Source organism: Methylosinus sp. PW1 (assembly GCF_000745215.1).
In the GTDB taxonomy this organism is placed as follows: Bacteria; Pseudomonadota; Alphaproteobacteria; order Rhizobiales; family Beijerinckiaceae; genus Methylosinus.
Genome location: NZ_JQNK01000008.1, coordinates 35,113 through 51,636 on the forward strand (window position 1 = coordinate 35,113; position 16,524 = coordinate 51,636).

A 16,524-nucleotide genomic window follows, 5' to 3' on the forward strand; every position below is an offset into this window, starting at 1 on the left:
CGTCGCGCTCTCGCTTCCTTTCCCCCCAGCCTGACTAATTTTGTCGCGCGCGCACATGCCGCATTGTGTCTCGAAAAGAGTTGGTGTAGGCTGACGCCGATGCGACGCTTTGCCGCGCATCAAGTGCAAAAAAACAAAATAAAGCACCAACATTCGGAGGATCGTCACATGTCAACAATCGGACACAGCAGCGCTGAGATCGGCAAGACCGTCCTGTGGCTGGTCGGAATTGTCGCTTTCGTCATCATCGCGCTGACGAAGGTCCCGGACTGGATTTCCCCCGCCGGCACCAACGGCACGGGCAACGGCAGCGACCCGGGCGTCGGCCGCACCGTGAAGATGATTCAGTAATCACGACGATCCTTCGCCTTTCGTCTGCGGCTTCGCCGACCCTTTTCGCGGAGCCCACGGCATGGCGTTGATCGCCGACTGTTAAAAGTCGCCACTCGATCCGCCTCCTCCGCCCCCTTGTCGCGACAAAGGGGCGGAGTGAGGGGGACGAGGAGGCGCCGGGGAGGAGACCTTCCCGACTCGCGAGCACGCCGCCTGCGGCCTCGCCGCCCCCCTTGAAGCGCAGCTCAAAATTGGAGCGTGGCCGCGAAGCGCACGCCGGGAAGCGCTGCGATTTCGCCTATCGTCTCGCGCGGCGCCGGCTCATCGATCGCGACAATGGCCACGGCGCGGCCGCCCGGCCGATCGCGCCCCAGCGCGCAAGTGGCTATGTTCACGCCGGCGGCGCCGAGCAGGCCGGCGAAGCGTCCGATGAAGCCGGGCCTGTCGGCGTTGGAGACGAAGATCATCCGCTCGGAGAATTCCGATTCGACGCGCACGCCGTCGGCGGCGACGATTCGCGGCCGTCCGTCGTGGAACAGCGAGCCGGAGAGCGTCCTCTCTCCGTCGCGCGTCTTCACCGATATAGCGATCAGCGAATCATAATCGCCTTCGCCGGTGCGCGTCGCCTCGTCGATCGTGATCGCGCGCTCCTTGGCGATGGCGAGCGCCGAGACGAGATTGATCTCGGCCAGCGCCGGCCGCAGCACGCCGGCGACCGCGGCCGCCGTCATCGCCGCGATATTGCGCTGCGCCGCCGCGCCCTCATAGGCGACGGAGATGCGCTCGATCGGCGACTCGGTCGCCTGACCGAGGAAGGAGCCGAGCCTTTCGGAAAGATCGACGAAAGGCGCGAGCCGCGGCGCCTCCTCGGCGCCGATCGACGGAAAGTTGACCGCATTGACGATCGCGCCACGCGTCAAAAAATCCGACATTTGCTCGGCGATCTGCACGGCGACCTTCTCCTGCGCCTCTACGGTCGAGGCGCCGAGATGCGGCGTGCAGACGACATTGGGACACGAGAACAGCGGATTTTCGCGCGCCGGCTCGGTCTCGAACACATCGAGCGCTGCGCCGGCGACATGGCCCTCGTCCAGCGCCGCGACCAGCGCCGCCTCGTCGACGAGCCCGCCACGCGCGCAATTGACGATGCGCACGCCGCGCTTGGTTTTCTTCAAAGATTGCGCGTTCAGCAGATCGCGCGTCTTGGCGGTGAGCGGCGTGTGCAGCGTGATGAAATCGGCGCGCGCCAGCAGCTGCTCGAGATCGACCGGCTCGACGCCGAGCCTTTTGGCGCGCTCCTCGGTGAGGAAGGGATCATAGGCGATGACGCGCATGGAAAAGCCGAGCGCGCGTATCGCGACATTTGCGCCGACATTGCCGCAACCGATGACGCCGAGCGTCTTGCCGGCGAGCTCGACGCCCATGAACTTGCTCTTCTCCCATTTTCCGGCGCGGGTGGAGGCGTCGGCGGCGGGAATCTGACGCGCCAGCGCCAGCATCAGCGCCATCGTATGCTCGGCGGTGGTGATGGAATTGCCGAAGGGCGTGTTCATCACGATCACGCCGCGCGCCGTCGCCGCGGCCACATCGACATTGTCCACGCCGACGCCGGCGCGGCCGACGACCTTCAGCCGCTCGGCCCGCGCGAGCAGCGCCTTGTCGACTTGCGTGGTCGAGCGAATGGCGAGGCCGTCATAGGCGCCGATGGCGGCGGCGAGCGCGCTCGGCTCCTTGCCGAGTTCCGGCCGATAATCCGCCTCTATCTCGCGGGAGCGGAACAGATCGAGCGCTGCGGGCGAGAGCGCGTCGGAGACGAGCACGCGTTTGGGCATGAAGGGCCTCCCTCGGGCCGAGCCCGAGATTTCGCCCCCCTTCGGCGCCGCGCTGGCGCGGCGGCCGTCCCTTTCCCTAGATCGTGACGAGCGGCCGTCGTCTCAAGCCGCTTTGGCCGTTTGCGCTACCGCCTCTGCATAGGCCCAGTCGATCCATTGCGTGAGCGCCGCGACGTCGGTGGCCTCCACCGTGGCTCCGCACCAGATGCGCAGGCCGGGCGGGGCGTCGCGATAAGCGCCGAAGTCGAAGCCCGCGCCTTCTTTCTCGACGAGGCCGACGATACGCGCGGCGAGCGCCGATTGCTCGGCGCGCGGCAGGGCGGCGATGGCGGGATCGGCGAAGACGAGGCAGACGCCGGTGTTGGAGCGCGTCGCCGGATCCTGGGCGAGATGGGTGAACCAGGGCGTCTTCTCGACCCAGTCATGCACCACTTTGGCGTTGGCGTTCGCCCGCGCGAACAGCGCGTCGAGCCCGCCGATCGATTTGGCCCATTTCAGCGTATCGAGATAATCCTCGACGCAGAGCATGGAGGGCGTGTTGATCGTGTCGCCCTCGAAAATGCTCTCCACGAGCTTGCCGTTCTTGGTGAGGCGGAAAATCTTCGGCAGCGGCCAGGCGGGCGTGTAGCTCTCGAGCCGCTCCACGGCGCGCGGCGAGAGGATGAGCATGCCATGCGCCGCCTCGCCGCCCATCACCTTCTGCCAGGAGTAGGTGACGACATCGAGCTTGTCGAATTCGAGCGGCTGCGCGAAGGCGGCCGAGGTGGCGTCGCAGATCGTCAGCCCCTTGCGGTCGGCGGGGATGAAATCGGCGTTCAGCACGCGCACGCCGGCGGTGGTGCCGTTCCAGGCGAAGACGAAATCATTGTCGAAGTTTATCTTCGACAGATCGGGCAATTCGCCGAAGGGGGCGACGAAGCTGCGGGCGGCGCCCGGCTTCAGCTGCTCGATGATGTCGGTGACCCAATCTGCGCTGAAGCTCTCCCAGGCGGCGACATCGACGCCGCGCGCGCCGATCATCGACCACAGCGCCATTTCGACGGCGCCGGTGTCCGAGGCGGGGACGATGGCGATGCGATGGCTCGCCGGCACGCGCAGAACCTCGCGCGTCAGATCGATGGCCTCTTTCAGCTTCGCCTTGCCGGCCGGGGAACGATGCGAGCGGCCGAGCGCCGCGCCCGCGAGCGCGTCCAGCGTCCAGCCGGGACGCTTGGAGCAAGGACCTGAAGAGAAACGCGGATCGGCCGGCTTCACGCCGGGCTTTTGGATGGGCATTTTTGTGCTGCCTCCCCGGGGCATGGATTTTCGGAGCCTGCGCTACGCGCAACACGTCTTCGCGTCAAGTCGGGCGCGAGCTGTGGCGGGGCGCTCTGCCGCGGCGTCGAGGCGCCCCTAGTTGAGCTGCGGGCGCAGACGCGCCTACGCCGGTGGAAATGGCCCCTACAAAAAATAGCCTAGAATCTGAGCTACGGATGTCGCGGGAACCATTATATAAAAGGTCGAGAATTGATTTGGGTCGAGAAATGGCAGGGTGGTCGCCTGAAATTGCAAATGAATTCATCCGCTTAGGGAAAGCGGAGGGGGTGTTCTTTACCCAAATGCAGCTCCAGAAGCTCGTCTACATCGCGCATGGATGGAATCTCGCCATCAACGAAGAGCCTCTCACGCATGATGCGCCCCAAGCGTGGGACTATGGTCCCGTTTATCGTGAACTTTGGCAAGCGCTCCGACCGTATGGTCGTGCACCCGTGACTCGCGAGATTACCAACGGTGAATATGCGCCAGGGTGCTTTGCAGAAGATTTGGGTGCGGCTTCACACGCTGAGCTCGCATCAAGAGAACGCGAGGTGATAGACCGAGTCTACCGTGACTATGGAAAGTTCCATGCCTATCAGCTTTCCGCCCTGACGCATATGAACGGGACGCCGTGGACCTCAATCTATAAGGGTGGGGAGGGTAAGTTCGATGAAATCCCCTCCCAAATGATCCGGGATCACTTTGTCGAACTTACCAGAACCCGTAGAGCAAAAGCTCACGCTTGATGACATCGATGTCGGCGTTCAAGAGGTTGCCGTTGTCGAGAGGAAAAGCAGGCTCGATTTGCTGGAAGAGCAGCAAATCGAGGAGGCTCGGCTTCGTAATGAAATGGCGCGAGCGCATATTGCAAACGTAAATGCAGATCGCGCTATGCGGATGGAGTATGCAAGCCGTATATTGCGCTATCTTGAATCGTATTCTGCAGTTGTTGCCTTGATAGTGATCGCATCGGGTTTTAGCTTCACGTCATTTCATCTGCCAGTTGAGATAGAGGCGTTTTTAGTCGGCAGCACAGCTGTCTCTGCGATTGGCCTAGTGGGATTTATCGCAAAGGGGCTCTTCCGTCTTCCGCCGGACGAAAAATCACACTGAGACGGCGCGCGTCGCGCTAGCGCAGGGATAGGCGTCGCGCCAGCGCGGTTTTAACGTTCCGCCGTGTGCTCAAAGCAGACGTGATCAGAATTTCGGCGCGATCCTCAGTCGATCAGATAGCGGAAGCCGAGTCGGACCTGCTGAATGTCGAGCTTGCGGGTATGGTTGACGCCGAGCGCGTCCTTGCCCGAGATCGAGCCCAGATTGAGATAGCGATAGCCGATGTCCACCGCCCAATGGTCGGTGATGTCATAGGCGAAGCCGCCCATGAAGGCATAGGCGAATTTCAGATAGGTGTTGGAGTAGCTGCGGTCCCAATTGGCCATATAGGTGCCGAGCGTGTAGGGGTCGGTCCAGGTCGTTCCAGCATAGGGAACGAGATTGCCCATGTACCATTGCACCTGGGCCTTCTGGAACAGCACGTCGACGCCGGCGCCGGCGCCGATATAGGGCGTGAGGCCGCCCCAGGTGCCGAGATCGATATAGACATTGCCGAGGAAGACCGAGGCGGTTCCGCGGCTCTGCGAATAGGGGAAACAGTTGGTGTAGACGCCGATGGAGTCGGTGTAGGGTCCTCCGGCTGGCGTGCCGACAGCCCCCGTCTGGCAGGGCGTCTTGATATAGGAGGCCCCGGATCGGCTGTAGAGCGGCTGATAATCGGCGGTGACGTCGGTGCGCAGCCAGCTATTGTAACGATAGCCGAAGCCTATGCCCGCCGACCAATTATTGACGAAGCTGTTCGAGGTGGTGGCGCCGTCTATGTTCAGCACGGGCGAGCGAACCGCGGCGATGTCGCCGCGCAGATACCAGCCGGTTCCCAGCTCTACGGGCTGGTAATCCTGCTGCTCGGGCGGTGAGAAGAAGGGCATGTCCGCCGCGGCGGCCGGACCGGAGGTCGAGAGGCCAAGGATCGCGCAAAAAAGCCCCGCCCCGGCGCAGGAACCGGAAAATCTCATTGGTTCATCCTCGCTACGCGCCGGGCGGCCTGAATCGGGCCGCGACGCGGGTGATGAACGATGAGTAAGTGATTATGCTTAATTGTTACTTAATGAGCGCCGCCGCGGGCTTGTCGCCGCGGCGGCGCTCCCGCCCGTCAAATGAGGTTGAAGGCGCGCGTCAGCAGCGGCGACAGGATCAGCAGAATGAAGCCGAGATAGATCGCGCCCAGCGCGAAGGCTGGAATGAAGCGCATCCCGGCGTGCCGATAGATCCACAGGAACACGGTGAACTTCCACAGCACCAGTGGAAACAGCACGAAGCCGACGAGCTTCAGGGCTGGCATCGGCGGCGGAAATATCTGCGCCACCGCGAGCGTCAGCAAGAAGGATACGAGGCCGATGACCGCGCCCGTGGCGGTGAGGGCGATCAGCGTATGCTGAAAGCGCTCGCGCGTTCCGGTCAGCAGCAGCGCGCCGAAGGTCAGCGCGGCGAGCAGAGCGGCGCTCACCAGTCCGTAAGCGATCGAGGGGGGGATGTCGGCGCTCACCAATTGGCCGCCCGTCTCGGTGAGAATATAGGCGGCGAGGCTGATCCACAGCGCCGGCCGGCTGTCGGGCATAGAGGCCGGCCCGGCCTCGAGCTTGATGAGGTCGAGGAGCGCCTTGGGCGTCGGCGGCAGGCTGATGGACGGCGAGATCGACATATGACGGCCTATCGGGTTGGAGCCTCGGCGGCGGAAGGTCGCGACCTGCGCCCCCGCTTTGCGCAAAAGCGGCGAAGCCTGCGGTTCGAGTGAGCCGCAGGCGCCGCCGCCGCAGCCGTCTCTAACATGCTTTTCGGCGCGGCGGAACAATGGCCGTACGGGCGGGGCTCATGGCAGGGAGCGCGTCCAGTCCTCGGTCGCGATCACCTGCGCGACGCGATGCGCCGCCTCGGCCCAGGAGACGCGGCTGACGGCGGAGGGATCGACCGTCGCGCTTCCGTCGAGCAGCTCCCGAATGCGCTCGGCGAGAGCGGCCGGATCATTGACGCGGAAATAGAGGGCGCCGGCGCCGCCGACCTCGCGGAACACGGGAATGTCGCTGCAGATCACCGGCCGGCCGCGACGCGCGGCCTCGGCAATGGGCAGGCCGAAGCCCTCCGCATAGGAAGGAACGAGCGCCGCCGCGCTCTTGTCGTAGAGAAAGGCGAGCTCGGCGTCGCCGATATCGTCGAGCCAGAAGAGGCGCCGCCCGAATTCGGCATGGCCGCGGATCTCGGCGGCGATCGCCTCCTCGAACCAGCCGCGCCGCCCGACGAAGACCAGTCGCGCATCGCGGCCCTCGCGCCACAGCGCCTCGAAAGCCCGCAGCGCGACGCGATGGCCCTTGCGCGGCTCCACAGTGCCGACGCTCAGAAACATGGCGCCGCCCGCGGCTGCGGCGGCGATCTGCGGCCGCGGCGCGGCGGGCGCGCCATCGGCGATGTCCGAGCCGCAATGGAACCAGCCGATCGAAAGGCCGGGTCGATGCGGCAGGCCCTTCTCTTCCACGAAATCCGCCAGCTCCTCGGCGACCGTGCGCGAGATGGCGAGAAAGGCGTCGCTCTCGAGCAGCGCGCGGCGCAGCCACGCCTCATAGCGCGGCGGCGTCACCTCATGGCAGGCGTGCGGATAGAGGACGGGAATGAGATCGAAAATGCAGGTGACGATCTCGCCGCCGCCGGCGCGAATGCGCGAGAAGATCGGCCGAAACTCCTCGAAAGCGTTCCAGCTGTCGGAGAGCATGAAGAAACGGTCGCCCGGCTCTATCTCGATTTCGCGATCCGGGCCGGCCGTTCCGCCGATGAGCGCGGCGACGAAAGCCTCGCAGGTGAAGAGGCGGCCGCCCTCGCAGCGCACGGCGATCACAGGAATGGGAAGCGCCGGATCGCGATAGAGCCCCTGCGTGATCTTCTTGACGACGCGCTGGATTCCCGTGCCGGCGTCCTGCCGCGCCGTCGCCGTCACATCGACGAGCAGCCGTCGCGGCTTTTGCGTCTTGCCCCGAGCGGCGGGCTCCGAGACGGCGGACTCGATGGCGGGCGCCGGGGCCTTGCGAGAGAAGAGTCGCAGCAGCGGCGTCACTGTGTCGACGAGCGCCGCCTCGAAACGGCGCAGCGGCCGGAAGATCAGCCAGGCGGCGGAATAGACGTTCTTCTCGCGCTCATGGACGAGATGCAGAAGCTCGGCGCGCAGAAAATCGAGCTGGTGCTCGAGCAGGCGATTGCGCTCCTCGAGACGCCGCTCGCGCTCGCTGGTCATTTCGCGGCTTCTGCGGCCGCGCGACAATAATCGAGCAGATCGACGAGCGTCTCGTCGATCGCTCTGCGCGGGCTCCAGCCGGTCGCCGCGCGCAGCTTGGCGGCGTCGCAGCGGGCGATCGGTATGTCGGCCGGCCGCAGCCGCGCGGGATCGACGACAATCTCGAAATCGCGGCGCGCCAGCGCGCGCATTTTCTCGACCAGGGACACTAGCGGGCGCGTCTCGCCCGAGGCGATGTCGAAGACATTGCGGTCAGGAAGACCGGGCGCGACCGCGATGAGCCGCAGATAGGCGTCGATGACGTCGCGCACGTCCAAAAAATCGCGCTGCACGGAAAGATCGCCGACCGAGAGCCGCGGCTCGGCGCGTCCACTTTCGATCTCGACGATCTGCGCGGCGAAGGAGGAAACGGCGAAGCGCTTGTCCTGCCCCGGGCCGATATGGCTGAAGGGGCGGGCCACGATGAGCCGCGTCGTCTGCGGCAGAACATCCGCCAGCATCGACTCGGCCGCCAGCTTGGAGCGGGCGTACACGCTGAGCGGCCGCGGGATCATATCCTCATGCGCCGGGCCTTCGCCGAGGCTCGCGCCATAGACATCGGCGGTGGAGGCGAAGAGCAGGACGGCCGCGGGCGCGTGGCGCGCGAGCGCCGCGGCGAGATGGAACGCGCCGTCGAAATTGACGCGCCAGGTCTCTTCCGCCGCCAGGAAGGACTGCGCCGCCGAGGCTTGCGCGGCGAGATGAATGACGAGATCCGGCCGCGCCTGCGCGACGGCGGCGTCGACCGATTTGGGATCGAGCAGATCGAAGGCGATCGGCGTCCAGCGCCGGTCCGGCGCCGGCTCGCCCGGCCGCGCCAGCGACAGGCGCTGCGCTTCAGGATAGGCGCCCGCCAGCGCCTCCAGCAAATGGCGCCCGACGAAGCCGGAGCCGCCGGTCACCAATATGCGTTCGTAGCGGGCCGTGGATGAGGACGTGGGTTCCACGCTCATCGTGTCGCCGAATCCTGCTTCAGCCGCTCGAGATCGGCGTCCACCATCTCGCGGATGAGCGCATCGAGCGAGGTCTCGGGCGCCCAGCCCAGCGCCTTGCGCGCCTTGCTGGAATCGCCGAGCAGAATGTCCACTTCCGCCGGGCGGTAGAATTTCGGATCGATCACCACATGCGCCTCCATGTCGAGGCCGGCATGGGCGAAAGCGATGCGGCACATGTCGCGCACAGTGGTGGTGACGCCCGTCGCCACCACATAATCGTCCGGCATCTCCTGCTGCAGCATCAGCCACATGGCGCGCACATAATCGCGCGCATGGCCCCAATCGCGCTTGGCGTCTATGTTGCCGAGGCGAAGCTCCTTGGCGAGGCCGAGCTTTATGCGCGCCACGCTATCCGTCACCTTGCGGGTGACGAATTCTATGCCGCGCAGCGGGCTCTCATGATTGAAGAGAATGCCCGAGGAGGCGTGCATGCCGAAGCTCTCGCGGTAATTGACCGTGATCCAATGGCCATAGAGCTTGGCGACCGCATAAGGGCTGCGCGGATAGAAGGGCGTCTTCTCGCTCTGCATCGGCTCCTGAATGAGGCCGTACATCTCGGAGGAGGAGGCCTGATAGAAGCGCGCGCCGGGGGCGCCGAGCCGCAGCGCCTCGAGCACATTGGCGACAGCGACGGCGGTGATGTTGGCGGTGAGAATGGGCTGGCGCCAGGAGGAGGCGACGAAGGATTGCGCGGCGAGATTGTAGACCTCGTCCGGCTTCACCTCCTGCACGATGCGCAGCAGGCTGGAGAGATCGCCGAGATCGCCGTCGAGCAGCCGCACGTCATTGGCGACGCCGAGCCAGCGCAGGCGATGGTCCTCGACGCCGCGATGCGAGGAGCGGCGGATCACGCCATAGACTTCATAGCCCTTGCCGAGCAGAAGCTGTGCGAGATAGGCCCCATCCTGTCCGGTAATGCCCGTCAGCAGCGCGCGTTTCGTCATGCGAAGAACCTCATAGCGGCCGGCTCCGCGCGCCCGGGAACGTCGCATCGCCTGCGTTTTGGACGCGGCGTCGGGCGGGCGCCGGCGATTCGGCTCGAGGAGGCGAGCCGTGGCGACGAGCGCTCGCGTCTTACAAAAGGCCCAGCCCGAAGGCAAGCCTCGCAGGCGCCGGAGGCGCGCGCTCCCTTTCGGGGACGCGCCGATTCGTGGTAGCGCAAGCGAGCGGCGAAAGAGGCGATAAAATGGCGCAGGCGGAAGCATTGGCGAGGGAAGAGCGAGAGTTGAGCGCGCTGATGGCCGAGCTCGGCGCCGGCGCGAGACGGGCGTCGCGGGCGGTCGCTCTGGCGCCGGCCGAGACCAAGAACGCCGCTTTGCGCGCCGCCGCGGCGGAGCTGCGCCGCCGCACGCCGGAGCTGCTCGCCGCCAATGCGCTCGATGTCGCGGAGGCGAAAGCGCGCGGAACGGCCGCCGCTTTCCTCGATCGCCTGACGCTGGATCCCGCGCGCGTCGAGGCGATGGCGCGCGGCCTCGAGGAGATCGCCGAGCTCGCCGATCCGGTCGGCCGGCTGCTAGCCTCCTTCGAGCGCCCCAATGGTCTCCTCATCGAGCGCGTGGCGACGCCGCTCGGCGTCATCGGCGTCATTTATGAGAGCCGGCCCAATGTCACCGCCGACGCCGGCGGCCTCTGCCTCAAGGCCGGCAACGCCGCGATTTTGCGCGGCGGCTCGGAGAGCCTGCGCTCCTCGCGCGCGATCCACGCCTGTCTGGTCGCCGGCCTCGTCGCCGCCGGCCTGCCGGAGGAGGCGATCTCGCTGGTCCCCATCGCCGATCGCGCCGCCGTCGGCGCCATGCTGGCCGGGCTGGACGGCAATCTCGACGTCATCGTGCCGCGTGGCGGCAAGAGCCTCGTCGCGCGCGTGCAGCATGAGGCGCGCGTGCCGGTCTTCGCGCATCTCGAGGGCATTGTTCATGTCTTCGTCCACGCGCAAGCCGATCTCGATATGGCGAAGCATATATTGCTCAACGCCAAGCTCCGTCGCACCGGAATCTGCGGCGCAGCCGAGACGCTGCTGGTCGATCGCGCCTGCGCGGCCACGCATCTTTCGCCGCTGGTGAAAATGCTGCTCGACGCCGGCTGCGAGGTGCGCGGCGACGCGGCGACGCAGGATGTCGACGCGCGCGTGCTGCCGGCGAGCGAGGAGGATTGGCGCGCCGAATATCTCGACGCCATCATCGCCGTCCGCGTCGTCGATGGGCTGGAGGCGGCGATCACGCATATAGAGACTTACGGCTCGCATCACACGGATTGCATCATCACGCAGAATGAGGATGTGGCGCGGCGCTTCATGGCGGAGGTGGATTCGGCGATCGTGCTGCACAACGCCTCGACGCAATTCGCCGATGGCGGCGAGTTCGGCTTCGGCGCCGAGATCGGCATAGCGACGGGCCGCATGCATGCGCGCGGCCCGGTGGGCGTGGAGCAGCTCACCTCGTTCAAATATCGCGTCCACGGCGCCGGGCAGGTCAGAGGATGAGCGCGCGATCTTCGTGCGCGATTCCTTCTCCCACTCGTGGCACGGCTGTCCGGGGAAACTCAGGCATAGATCATCTCGATCTGGCAGTCGGACTTCCACCGGCTCGGCACGCGATATTTGGGCGGCGGCTCGTCGATCGATGCGACGGGCCGGCGCGCGAAGAGGAAACGGCCGGCCAGCTCGGCGAAGCGCAGCGGCGGCAGTGTGACGCCGTGGCTGTGCGCGGCGATGCACAGCAGCAGGAAGGCGATCATCGCCGCCAGCAGCTGAAGCTTGATGGCGTTCTCGTTCTTGCCCAGGAACTTGCGGATCGAGAGATGCTGCTTCAGCCAGCGGAACAGCAGCTCGATCGCCCAGCGCACCTTGTAGAGCGCGGCGATCTCCACCGCATCGCGCGTCATGTCGTTGGTGATCACCTCGATGATCGGCGATTTCGCCCGGCTCGCCGCGTCGCGCTCGATGCGGATGCGGCGCAGGCGCATCCGCAGCTTGGAATCGCCCTTGCTGGCCAGCGCGACCTCGCTGTCCGCGAGCACGGTGAAGCCGTCGCCGCGGGTCTTATCGAGCGGCCGTTCGGCGACGACCTTCAAGCGCGTGTTGGTCTTTGGCCGCGTGACGAAGAGCGCCCCGGCGTCGTGAATGCCCTTCCACCATTTGAAATCATAATAGCCCTTGTCGAAGACATAGGTGGCGCCCGCCTCGATCGGCGTCTTCTTGCCGATGGTGACATCATTGACATTGGCGAGCGTCACCTCGACGCGATAGGGACGGTCGGCCCCGCGATCATAGGCGACATGCATTTTGAGCCCGTGGATGCGGCCGTTGGAGCGGGCGAACGCATGGAACTTGCTCAAAGGGATGGGGGTCGAGTCGATGAGGCGGAGCATCTCGGCTCCCTCGCGCCGCGTCTTGCGGTCGAGCGTCGCGGCGAGCAGAGCGAAGAGATCGGCGAAGACGGCGACGGGCCGGCGGGCGCTGGCTTCGGCGAGCGTCGAGCGCGCGAAACGTCCGACGCCCAGGTGATAATGTCCATTGGCCTCGGCGTTGAAGGCGGCGACGAGGGCGCGCAGGCTGACGACCGCGCCCAGCTGCGCGAAGATCAGCGCCACCAGATGGCTCCAGCTCCTGAAGGATTTGTCGTAGGCGTCGCCGCCGTGACGATCCACGATCTTCTGGAAGCCGCGACGATCGATCGGTTTGAGAAGCTCGACGAAGACGCTATTCTCGAGGCGCATGTCCGGCTCTTTCTTTCTGAGTCTCGACAACCAGAAAGTACCCCGAAACTCTCGGGAAAGCCGGGCATGCGCCCGCGACCTATCGACTCATTCCCCGGACAGCCGTGCACAAGTGGGAGAAGGTGGCCTCGCCGTAGGTCGTCCGGCAAGGACGCCCGTCTCGACAGACGGGCTATGGCGAGGTCGGATGAGGGTCCGCGTGATTATCGCTATCGTCGGTGGAAATTCGGCCCGCATGCTGAAAACCGCGGCGGCCCTCATCCGACCCGACTACGTCGGGCCACCTTCTCCCGTAAACGGGAGAAGGGGCGCGAGCTTTCGAAGATTTCGCGATGATCCGTCTGCCGCCTCACGCGCCGGGAATGCGCATCGGCCTCTTCGGCGGCTCTTTCGATCCGCCGCATGAAGGCCATGCCCATGTCTCGCAGGTGGCGTTGCAGAGGCTGGCGCTCGATCGCCTCTGGTGGCTGGTGACGCCCGGCAATCCGCTGAAGGAGACCGCCGGCCTTCCGTCTCTGGCGCAGCGCATCGCCGCGGCGCAGAAAATCGCCCGCGATCCGCGCATAGTGGTCACGGGGCTCGAGGCGGAGATCGGCGCGCGCTATACGGCGGACACGCTGCGTTTCCTGCATCGGCGCTGTCCAGGCGCGCGCTTCGTCTGGATCATGGGCGCGGATAATCTGCTGCAATTCCACCGCTGGCGCGATTGGCGGGAGATCGCGCGGACGACGCCGATCGCCATCGTCGATCGGCCGGGCGCGACCTTTCGCGCCGCCTCGGCCAAAGCGGCGCAACGCTATGCGTCCGCGCGCCTGCCGGAGAGCGCGGCGGCGCTGCTCGCCGACGCGCCGCCGCCTGCCTTTGTCTATCTGCATGCGCCGCGCGTCGCGCAGTCATCCACCGCGCTGCGCAACGCGCGATTACTTGCCGGCGCTGCGGCGCTGCCACCAGAGCAGCGCGGCCCCTAGGCCGATCATCGGCACGACGACCAGCACATAGGTCCAGATCGTGCCTTCGTCATAAGGGTGACTGTCGTAATAGCCGAACTCGACCGCCTGCTGATACGGGTTGCGGAAGAAGAAGGTGACGAACACCCACAATGCGAGAATGACCGCCGTGAAGAACATCAGCTGACGGCTGGCCAGCAGACGCGGAAGGCGGTCCTTCGGGGGTTCTTCGGTCATCGGGCGGCGCTCCTCGGTTATTATTGTTCAGCATTCGTCGTGCGCGCTCCTTCTCCCACTTGTGGGAGAAGGTGGCCTCGCGAAGCGAGGTCGGATGAGGGCCGCTGTGGTTCGTGGCCTATTTTTTATGTACAATGCTGTCGCGGCCGGGACCCTCATCCGACCCGGCTTCGCCGGGCCACCTTCTCCCGCAGGCGGGAGAAGGAACGCAGCGGCGAGACTACGCCTTCATATATCACACCGCCGCGCCATAGAGATCATAGGCGTCGGCGCGGTCGATCTTCACCGTCACAATGTCGCCGGCGCGCAACGGGCGGCGCGAGGAGATGTGCACCGTTCCGTCGATCTGAGGGGCGTCCGCCTTGCTGCGTCCACGCGCGAGGCCTGTGGCGCCGCCGCCCGGCTCGTCCACCAGAACTTGCAGGCGCTTGCCGATCTTGCGCTTCAGCAGGCGGGCGCTGACCTTCTGCTGGCGCTCCATGAAGCGCTTCCAGCGCTGGTCCTTCACCTCGGGCGCGATGGCGTCGAGCGGCAGATCATTGGCAGGCGCGCCGGCCACGGACTCGTAGCGGAAGGCGCCGGCGCGGTCGATCTCCGCCTCCTCCAGCCAATCGAGCAGATAGGCGAAATCCTCCTCGCTCTCGCCGGGGAAGCCGACGATGAAGGTGGAGCGCAGCGCGAGATCGGGGCAGATGCGCCGCCACGCCTTGATGCGCTCCAGCGTCTTCTCCTCATTGGCGGGACGCTTCATCGCCTTCAGCACGGAAGGGGCGGCGTGCTGAAAAGGGATGTCGAGATAGGGCAGGATATTGCCCTCCGCCATCAGCTCGACGACCTCGTCCACATGCGGATAGGGATAGACATAATGCAGCCGCACCCAGGCCCCGAGCGAGCCCAGCTCCTTTGCGAGATCGAGGAAACGCGCGCGCACGCTGCGGTCGCCCCATTGGCTCTCGGAATAGCGCAGATCGCGGCCATAGGCGCTGGTGTCCTGCGAGATGACGAGCAGCTCCTTGACGCCGGCCTTCACCAGCCGCTCGGCCTCGCGCAGCACCTCGCCGGCCGGTCGCGAGGCCAGCGAGCCGCGCAAATGGGGAATGATGCAGAAGGAGCAGCTATTGTCGCAGCCTTCCGAGATTTTGAGATAGGCGTAATGGCGCGGCGTGAGCTTGACGCCCTGCTCGGGCACGAGATCGAGAAACGGGTCATGGCTCGGCGCGGCGGCGGCGTGGACGGCCTCGACCACGCTCTCATAGGCCTGCGGGCCGGTGATGGCGAGGACGTCGGGGAAGCGCTCGGCGATCGCCTGCGGTTCGGCGCCCATGCAGCCGGTGACGACGACCTTGCCATTCTCCTTCAGCGCCGCGCCGATCGCCTCCAGCGACTCGGCTTTGGCGCTGTCCAGAAAGCCGCAGGTGTTCACCACCACGACATCGGCCCCCGCATGGGTGCGGGTGAGCTCATAGCCTTCGGCGCGCAGGCGCGTGAGAATGCGCTCGCTGTCGACGAGCGCTTTGGGGCAGCCGAGCGAGACGAAGGAGACGCGCGGCGCCTCTTTGGCGGGCGCGGGCGGGTCGGAGGGGACGTTCTGCATGGGCGAAGGCTTGCCATGGCGCGCGCGCCGTGGCAATCGCCCCCGGCGCGGATCGAAACGTGAACTCGGCCCAGCTCGAGCTCGGCCGAACTCGAAGTCGGCCAATCTCGAGCTGGGCTTGGGGATTAACGAATTTTAAGGTTCGCGCCGCGCCGATCCCTGCTAGGCATGAGGTTTCCGCGGCGGCGCATGCTCGCCGGGGTCAGAAGGAAGAGGCTGCACGCCGTTGCTCAGAACCGTCATACTCGGAACCGGATCCTACGCCCCCGCGAAGGTTCTGACCAACGCCGACCTCGAGAAAATGGTCGCGACCAATGGCGCCTGGATCGTCAGCCGCACCGGGATCGAGGAGCGCCGCATCGCCGCGCCGGGCGAATCCACCTCCGATATGGCCGCCGCCGCGGCGAAAAACGCGCTGGAGCTGGCCGGCGTCGATCCGCGCGAGCTGGATCTCATCATCGTCGCCACAGTGACCGGCGACGCTCAGACGCCCGCCTGCGCCGCCTTTCTGCAGGCCAAGATCGGGGCCGAGAACGCTTTCGCCTTCGATGTCTCGGCCGCCTGCGCCGGCTCGCTCTATGCGCTCTCCATCGCCGATCAGTTCATCAAGACCGGCAAGGTCCGCCGCGCGCTGGTCGTCGGGGCGGAGACGTTGAGCCGCGTCGTCGATTGGACCAATCGCGAGACCTGCGTGCTGTTCGGCGACGCCGCCGGCGCCATGGTGCTGGGTCCGGGCGAGGAGGAAGGCCGCGGCCTGCTCGCGACCAGCCTGCGCACCGACGGGACCATGACCAGCATTCTCGGCATTCCGCGCGCCTATGATCCACGCCAGGACGGGCCGACGCCGGGGGAGGCGCATAAGATCAAAATGCGCGGCCGCGAAGTCTATAAGGTCGCGCTGCGCCTGCTGCCGGAGATCGTCACCGAGGCGCTGGCCATGGCCGGCCTCGAGGCGAAGGATGTCGATCATGTCATCGCGCATCAGGCCAACGCCCGCATCATAGAGGCGTCGCTGGCGCAGCTCGGCGTGCCGCTCGAGAAATGCTGGATGAATATTTCCCGTTTCGGCAACACGTCGAGCGCCTCCATGCCGATCACTCTGGACGAGGCCAATCGCGCCGGCCGGCTGAAGAAAGGCGATGTGATCGCCATGATGGCGATCGGCGCCGGAATGACCTGGGGCGGCGCGGTGCTGCGCTGGTGA

General features: G+C 65.9%; 16 protein-coding genes. 6 read left to right on the top strand and 10 right to left on the bottom strand.

Features of this window, described 5'->3' with window-relative positions:
- The first annotated feature begins 168 nt into the window (after positions 1-168).
- Complete coding sequence (locus K369_RS05605) at positions 169-351, top strand: hypothetical protein (RefSeq protein WP_018264348.1); 183 nt, start codon at positions 169-171, stop codon at positions 349-351.
- A gap of 227 nt (positions 352-578) precedes the next feature.
- Here the strand turns inward: K369_RS05605 and serA are convergent, their stop codons facing one another.
- Together serA and K369_RS05615 are read right to left on the bottom strand one after the other, a co-directional pair.
- Complete coding sequence (gene serA, locus K369_RS05610) at positions 579-2,165, bottom strand: phosphoglycerate dehydrogenase (protein WP_036289014.1); 1,587 nt, start codon at positions 2,163-2,165, stop codon at positions 579-581.
- Between the two features lie 102 nt (positions 2,166-2,267).
- Positions 2,268-3,440, bottom strand: coding sequence for a phosphoserine transaminase (locus K369_RS05615; RefSeq protein WP_036289017.1), 1,173 nt, complete (start codon positions 3,438-3,440; stop codon positions 2,268-2,270).
- Between the two features lie 248 nt (positions 3,441-3,688).
- On the opposite strand from K369_RS05615, the gene K369_RS25365 reads away from it, so the two are divergent.
- Positions 3,689-4,207 carry a Panacea domain-containing protein gene (locus K369_RS25365; RefSeq protein ID WP_198033050.1) on the top strand — a complete coding sequence of 173 codons (519 nt, stop codon included), beginning with the start codon at positions 3,689-3,691 and terminating at the stop codon, positions 4,205-4,207.
- On the top strand, positions 4,164-4,574 hold the full coding sequence (locus K369_RS26205) for a hypothetical protein (RefSeq protein ID WP_156967745.1): 411 nt from the start codon (positions 4,164-4,166) through the stop codon (positions 4,572-4,574). Before K369_RS25365 ends, K369_RS26205 begins: the two co-directional genes overlap by 44 nt.
- A gap of 104 nt (positions 4,575-4,678) precedes the next feature.
- Here the strand turns inward: K369_RS26205 and K369_RS05620 are convergent, their stop codons facing one another.
- From K369_RS05620 to gmd, 5 genes are all read right to left on the bottom strand, one after another.
- Entirely contained in the window at positions 4,679-5,530 is an 852-nt protein-coding gene (locus tag K369_RS05620) for an outer membrane protein (RefSeq protein WP_084570526.1), read from the bottom strand.
- Between the two features lie 137 nt (positions 5,531-5,667).
- Positions 5,668-6,216, bottom strand: coding sequence for a hypothetical protein (locus K369_RS05625; RefSeq protein WP_156967746.1), 549 nt, complete (start codon positions 6,214-6,216; stop codon positions 5,668-5,670).
- Positions 6,217-6,384: 168 nt separating this feature from the next.
- Complete coding sequence (locus K369_RS05630) at positions 6,385-7,794, bottom strand: glycosyltransferase family 1 protein (protein WP_245278111.1); 1,410 nt, start codon at positions 7,792-7,794, stop codon at positions 6,385-6,387.
- Positions 7,791-8,786: an NAD(P)-dependent oxidoreductase gene (locus tag K369_RS05635; protein ID WP_051949093.1), complete on the bottom strand. Its 996-nt coding sequence runs from the start codon at positions 8,784-8,786 to the stop codon at positions 7,791-7,793. Before K369_RS05635 ends, K369_RS05630 begins: the two co-directional genes overlap by 4 nt.
- Positions 8,783-9,772, bottom strand: a complete 990-nt coding sequence (gene gmd, locus K369_RS05640; RefSeq protein ID WP_036290130.1) for a GDP-mannose 4,6-dehydratase — start codon at positions 9,770-9,772, stop codon at positions 8,783-8,785. The genes K369_RS05635 and gmd overlap by 4 nt, the downstream gene beginning before the upstream one ends.
- Positions 9,773-10,014: 242 nt before the next feature.
- Here gmd and K369_RS05645 point away from each other — a divergent pair, with 242 nt between their 5' ends.
- Positions 10,015-11,307, top strand: a complete 1,293-nt coding sequence (locus tag K369_RS05645) for a glutamate-5-semialdehyde dehydrogenase (RefSeq protein WP_036289026.1) — start codon at positions 10,015-10,017, stop codon at positions 11,305-11,307.
- A gap of 59 nt (positions 11,308-11,366) precedes the next feature.
- Here K369_RS05645 and K369_RS05650 read toward each other — a convergent pair whose 3' ends face one another.
- Positions 11,367-12,542, bottom strand: coding sequence for an IS4 family transposase (locus K369_RS05650; protein ID WP_036289028.1), 1,176 nt, complete (start codon positions 12,540-12,542; stop codon positions 11,367-11,369).
- Between the two features lie 332 nt (positions 12,543-12,874).
- Here K369_RS05650 and K369_RS05655 point away from each other — a divergent pair, with 332 nt between their 5' ends.
- Positions 12,875-13,510, top strand: a complete 636-nt coding sequence (locus tag K369_RS05655) for a nicotinate-nucleotide adenylyltransferase (RefSeq protein WP_036289030.1) — start codon at positions 12,875-12,877, stop codon at positions 13,508-13,510.
- On the opposite strand, the gene K369_RS05660 is transcribed toward K369_RS05655, so the two are convergent.
- Positions 13,463-13,726, bottom strand: coding sequence for a hypothetical protein (locus K369_RS05660; protein WP_036289033.1), 264 nt, complete (start codon positions 13,724-13,726; stop codon positions 13,463-13,465). The genes K369_RS05655 and K369_RS05660 overlap by 48 nt on opposite strands.
- Before the next feature lie 235 nt (positions 13,727-13,961).
- Positions 13,962-15,320, bottom strand: a complete 1,359-nt coding sequence (rimO, locus tag K369_RS05665; protein WP_036290133.1) for a 30S ribosomal protein S12 methylthiotransferase RimO — start codon at positions 15,318-15,320, stop codon at positions 13,962-13,964.
- 226 nt (positions 15,321-15,546) lie between these two features.
- Between rimO and K369_RS05670 the strand changes: the two genes are divergently transcribed.
- The gene (locus K369_RS05670) at positions 15,547-16,524 is read left to right on the top strand and encodes a beta-ketoacyl-ACP synthase III (RefSeq protein ID WP_036289034.1); all 978 of its coding nucleotides are present in this window, start codon (positions 15,547-15,549) and stop codon (positions 16,522-16,524) included.

What these genes read in the sequence shown, in the direction of transcription:
- K369_RS05605 (WP_018264348.1), top strand. Translation starts at nt 169, where the DNA reads ATGTCAACAATCGGACACAGCAGCGCTGAGATCGGCAAGACCGTCCTG.
- serA (WP_036289014.1), bottom strand. Translation starts at nt 2,165, where the DNA reads ATGCCCAAACGCGTGCTCGTCTCCGACGCGCTCTCGCCCGCAGCGCTC.
- K369_RS05615 (WP_036289017.1), bottom strand. Translation starts at nt 3,440, where the DNA reads ATGCCCATCCAAAAGCCCGGCGTGAAGCCGGCCGATCCGCGTTTCTCT.
- K369_RS25365 (WP_198033050.1), top strand. Translation starts at nt 3,689, where the DNA reads ATGGCAGGGTGGTCGCCTGAAATTGCAAATGAATTCATCCGCTTAGGG.
- K369_RS05620 (WP_084570526.1), bottom strand. Translation starts at nt 5,530, where the DNA reads ATGAGATTTTCCGGTTCCTGCGCCGGGGCGGGGCTTTTTTGCGCGATC.
- K369_RS05625 (WP_156967746.1), bottom strand. Translation starts at nt 6,216, where the DNA reads ATGTCGATCTCGCCGTCCATCAGCCTGCCGCCGACGCCCAAGGCGCTC.
- K369_RS05630 (WP_245278111.1), bottom strand. Translation starts at nt 7,794, where the DNA reads ATGACCAGCGAGCGCGAGCGGCGTCTCGAGGAGCGCAATCGCCTGCTC.
- K369_RS05635 (WP_051949093.1), bottom strand. Translation starts at nt 8,786, where the DNA reads ATGAGCGTGGAACCCACGTCCTCATCCACGGCCCGCTACGAACGCATA.
- gmd (WP_036290130.1), bottom strand. Translation starts at nt 9,772, where the DNA reads ATGACGAAACGCGCGCTGCTGACGGGCATTACCGGACAGGATGGGGCC.
- K369_RS05645 (WP_036289026.1), top strand. Translation starts at nt 10,015, where the DNA reads ATGGCGCAGGCGGAAGCATTGGCGAGGGAAGAGCGAGAGTTGAGCGCG.
- K369_RS05650 (WP_036289028.1), bottom strand. Translation starts at nt 12,542, where the DNA reads ATGCGCCTCGAGAATAGCGTCTTCGTCGAGCTTCTCAAACCGATCGAT.
- K369_RS05655 (WP_036289030.1), top strand. Translation starts at nt 12,875, where the DNA reads ATGATCCGTCTGCCGCCTCACGCGCCGGGAATGCGCATCGGCCTCTTC.
- K369_RS05660 (WP_036289033.1), bottom strand. Translation starts at nt 13,726, where the DNA reads ATGACCGAAGAACCCCCGAAGGACCGCCTTCCGCGTCTGCTGGCCAGC.
- rimO (WP_036290133.1), bottom strand. Translation starts at nt 15,320, where the DNA reads ATGCAGAACGTCCCCTCCGACCCGCCCGCGCCCGCCAAAGAGGCGCCG.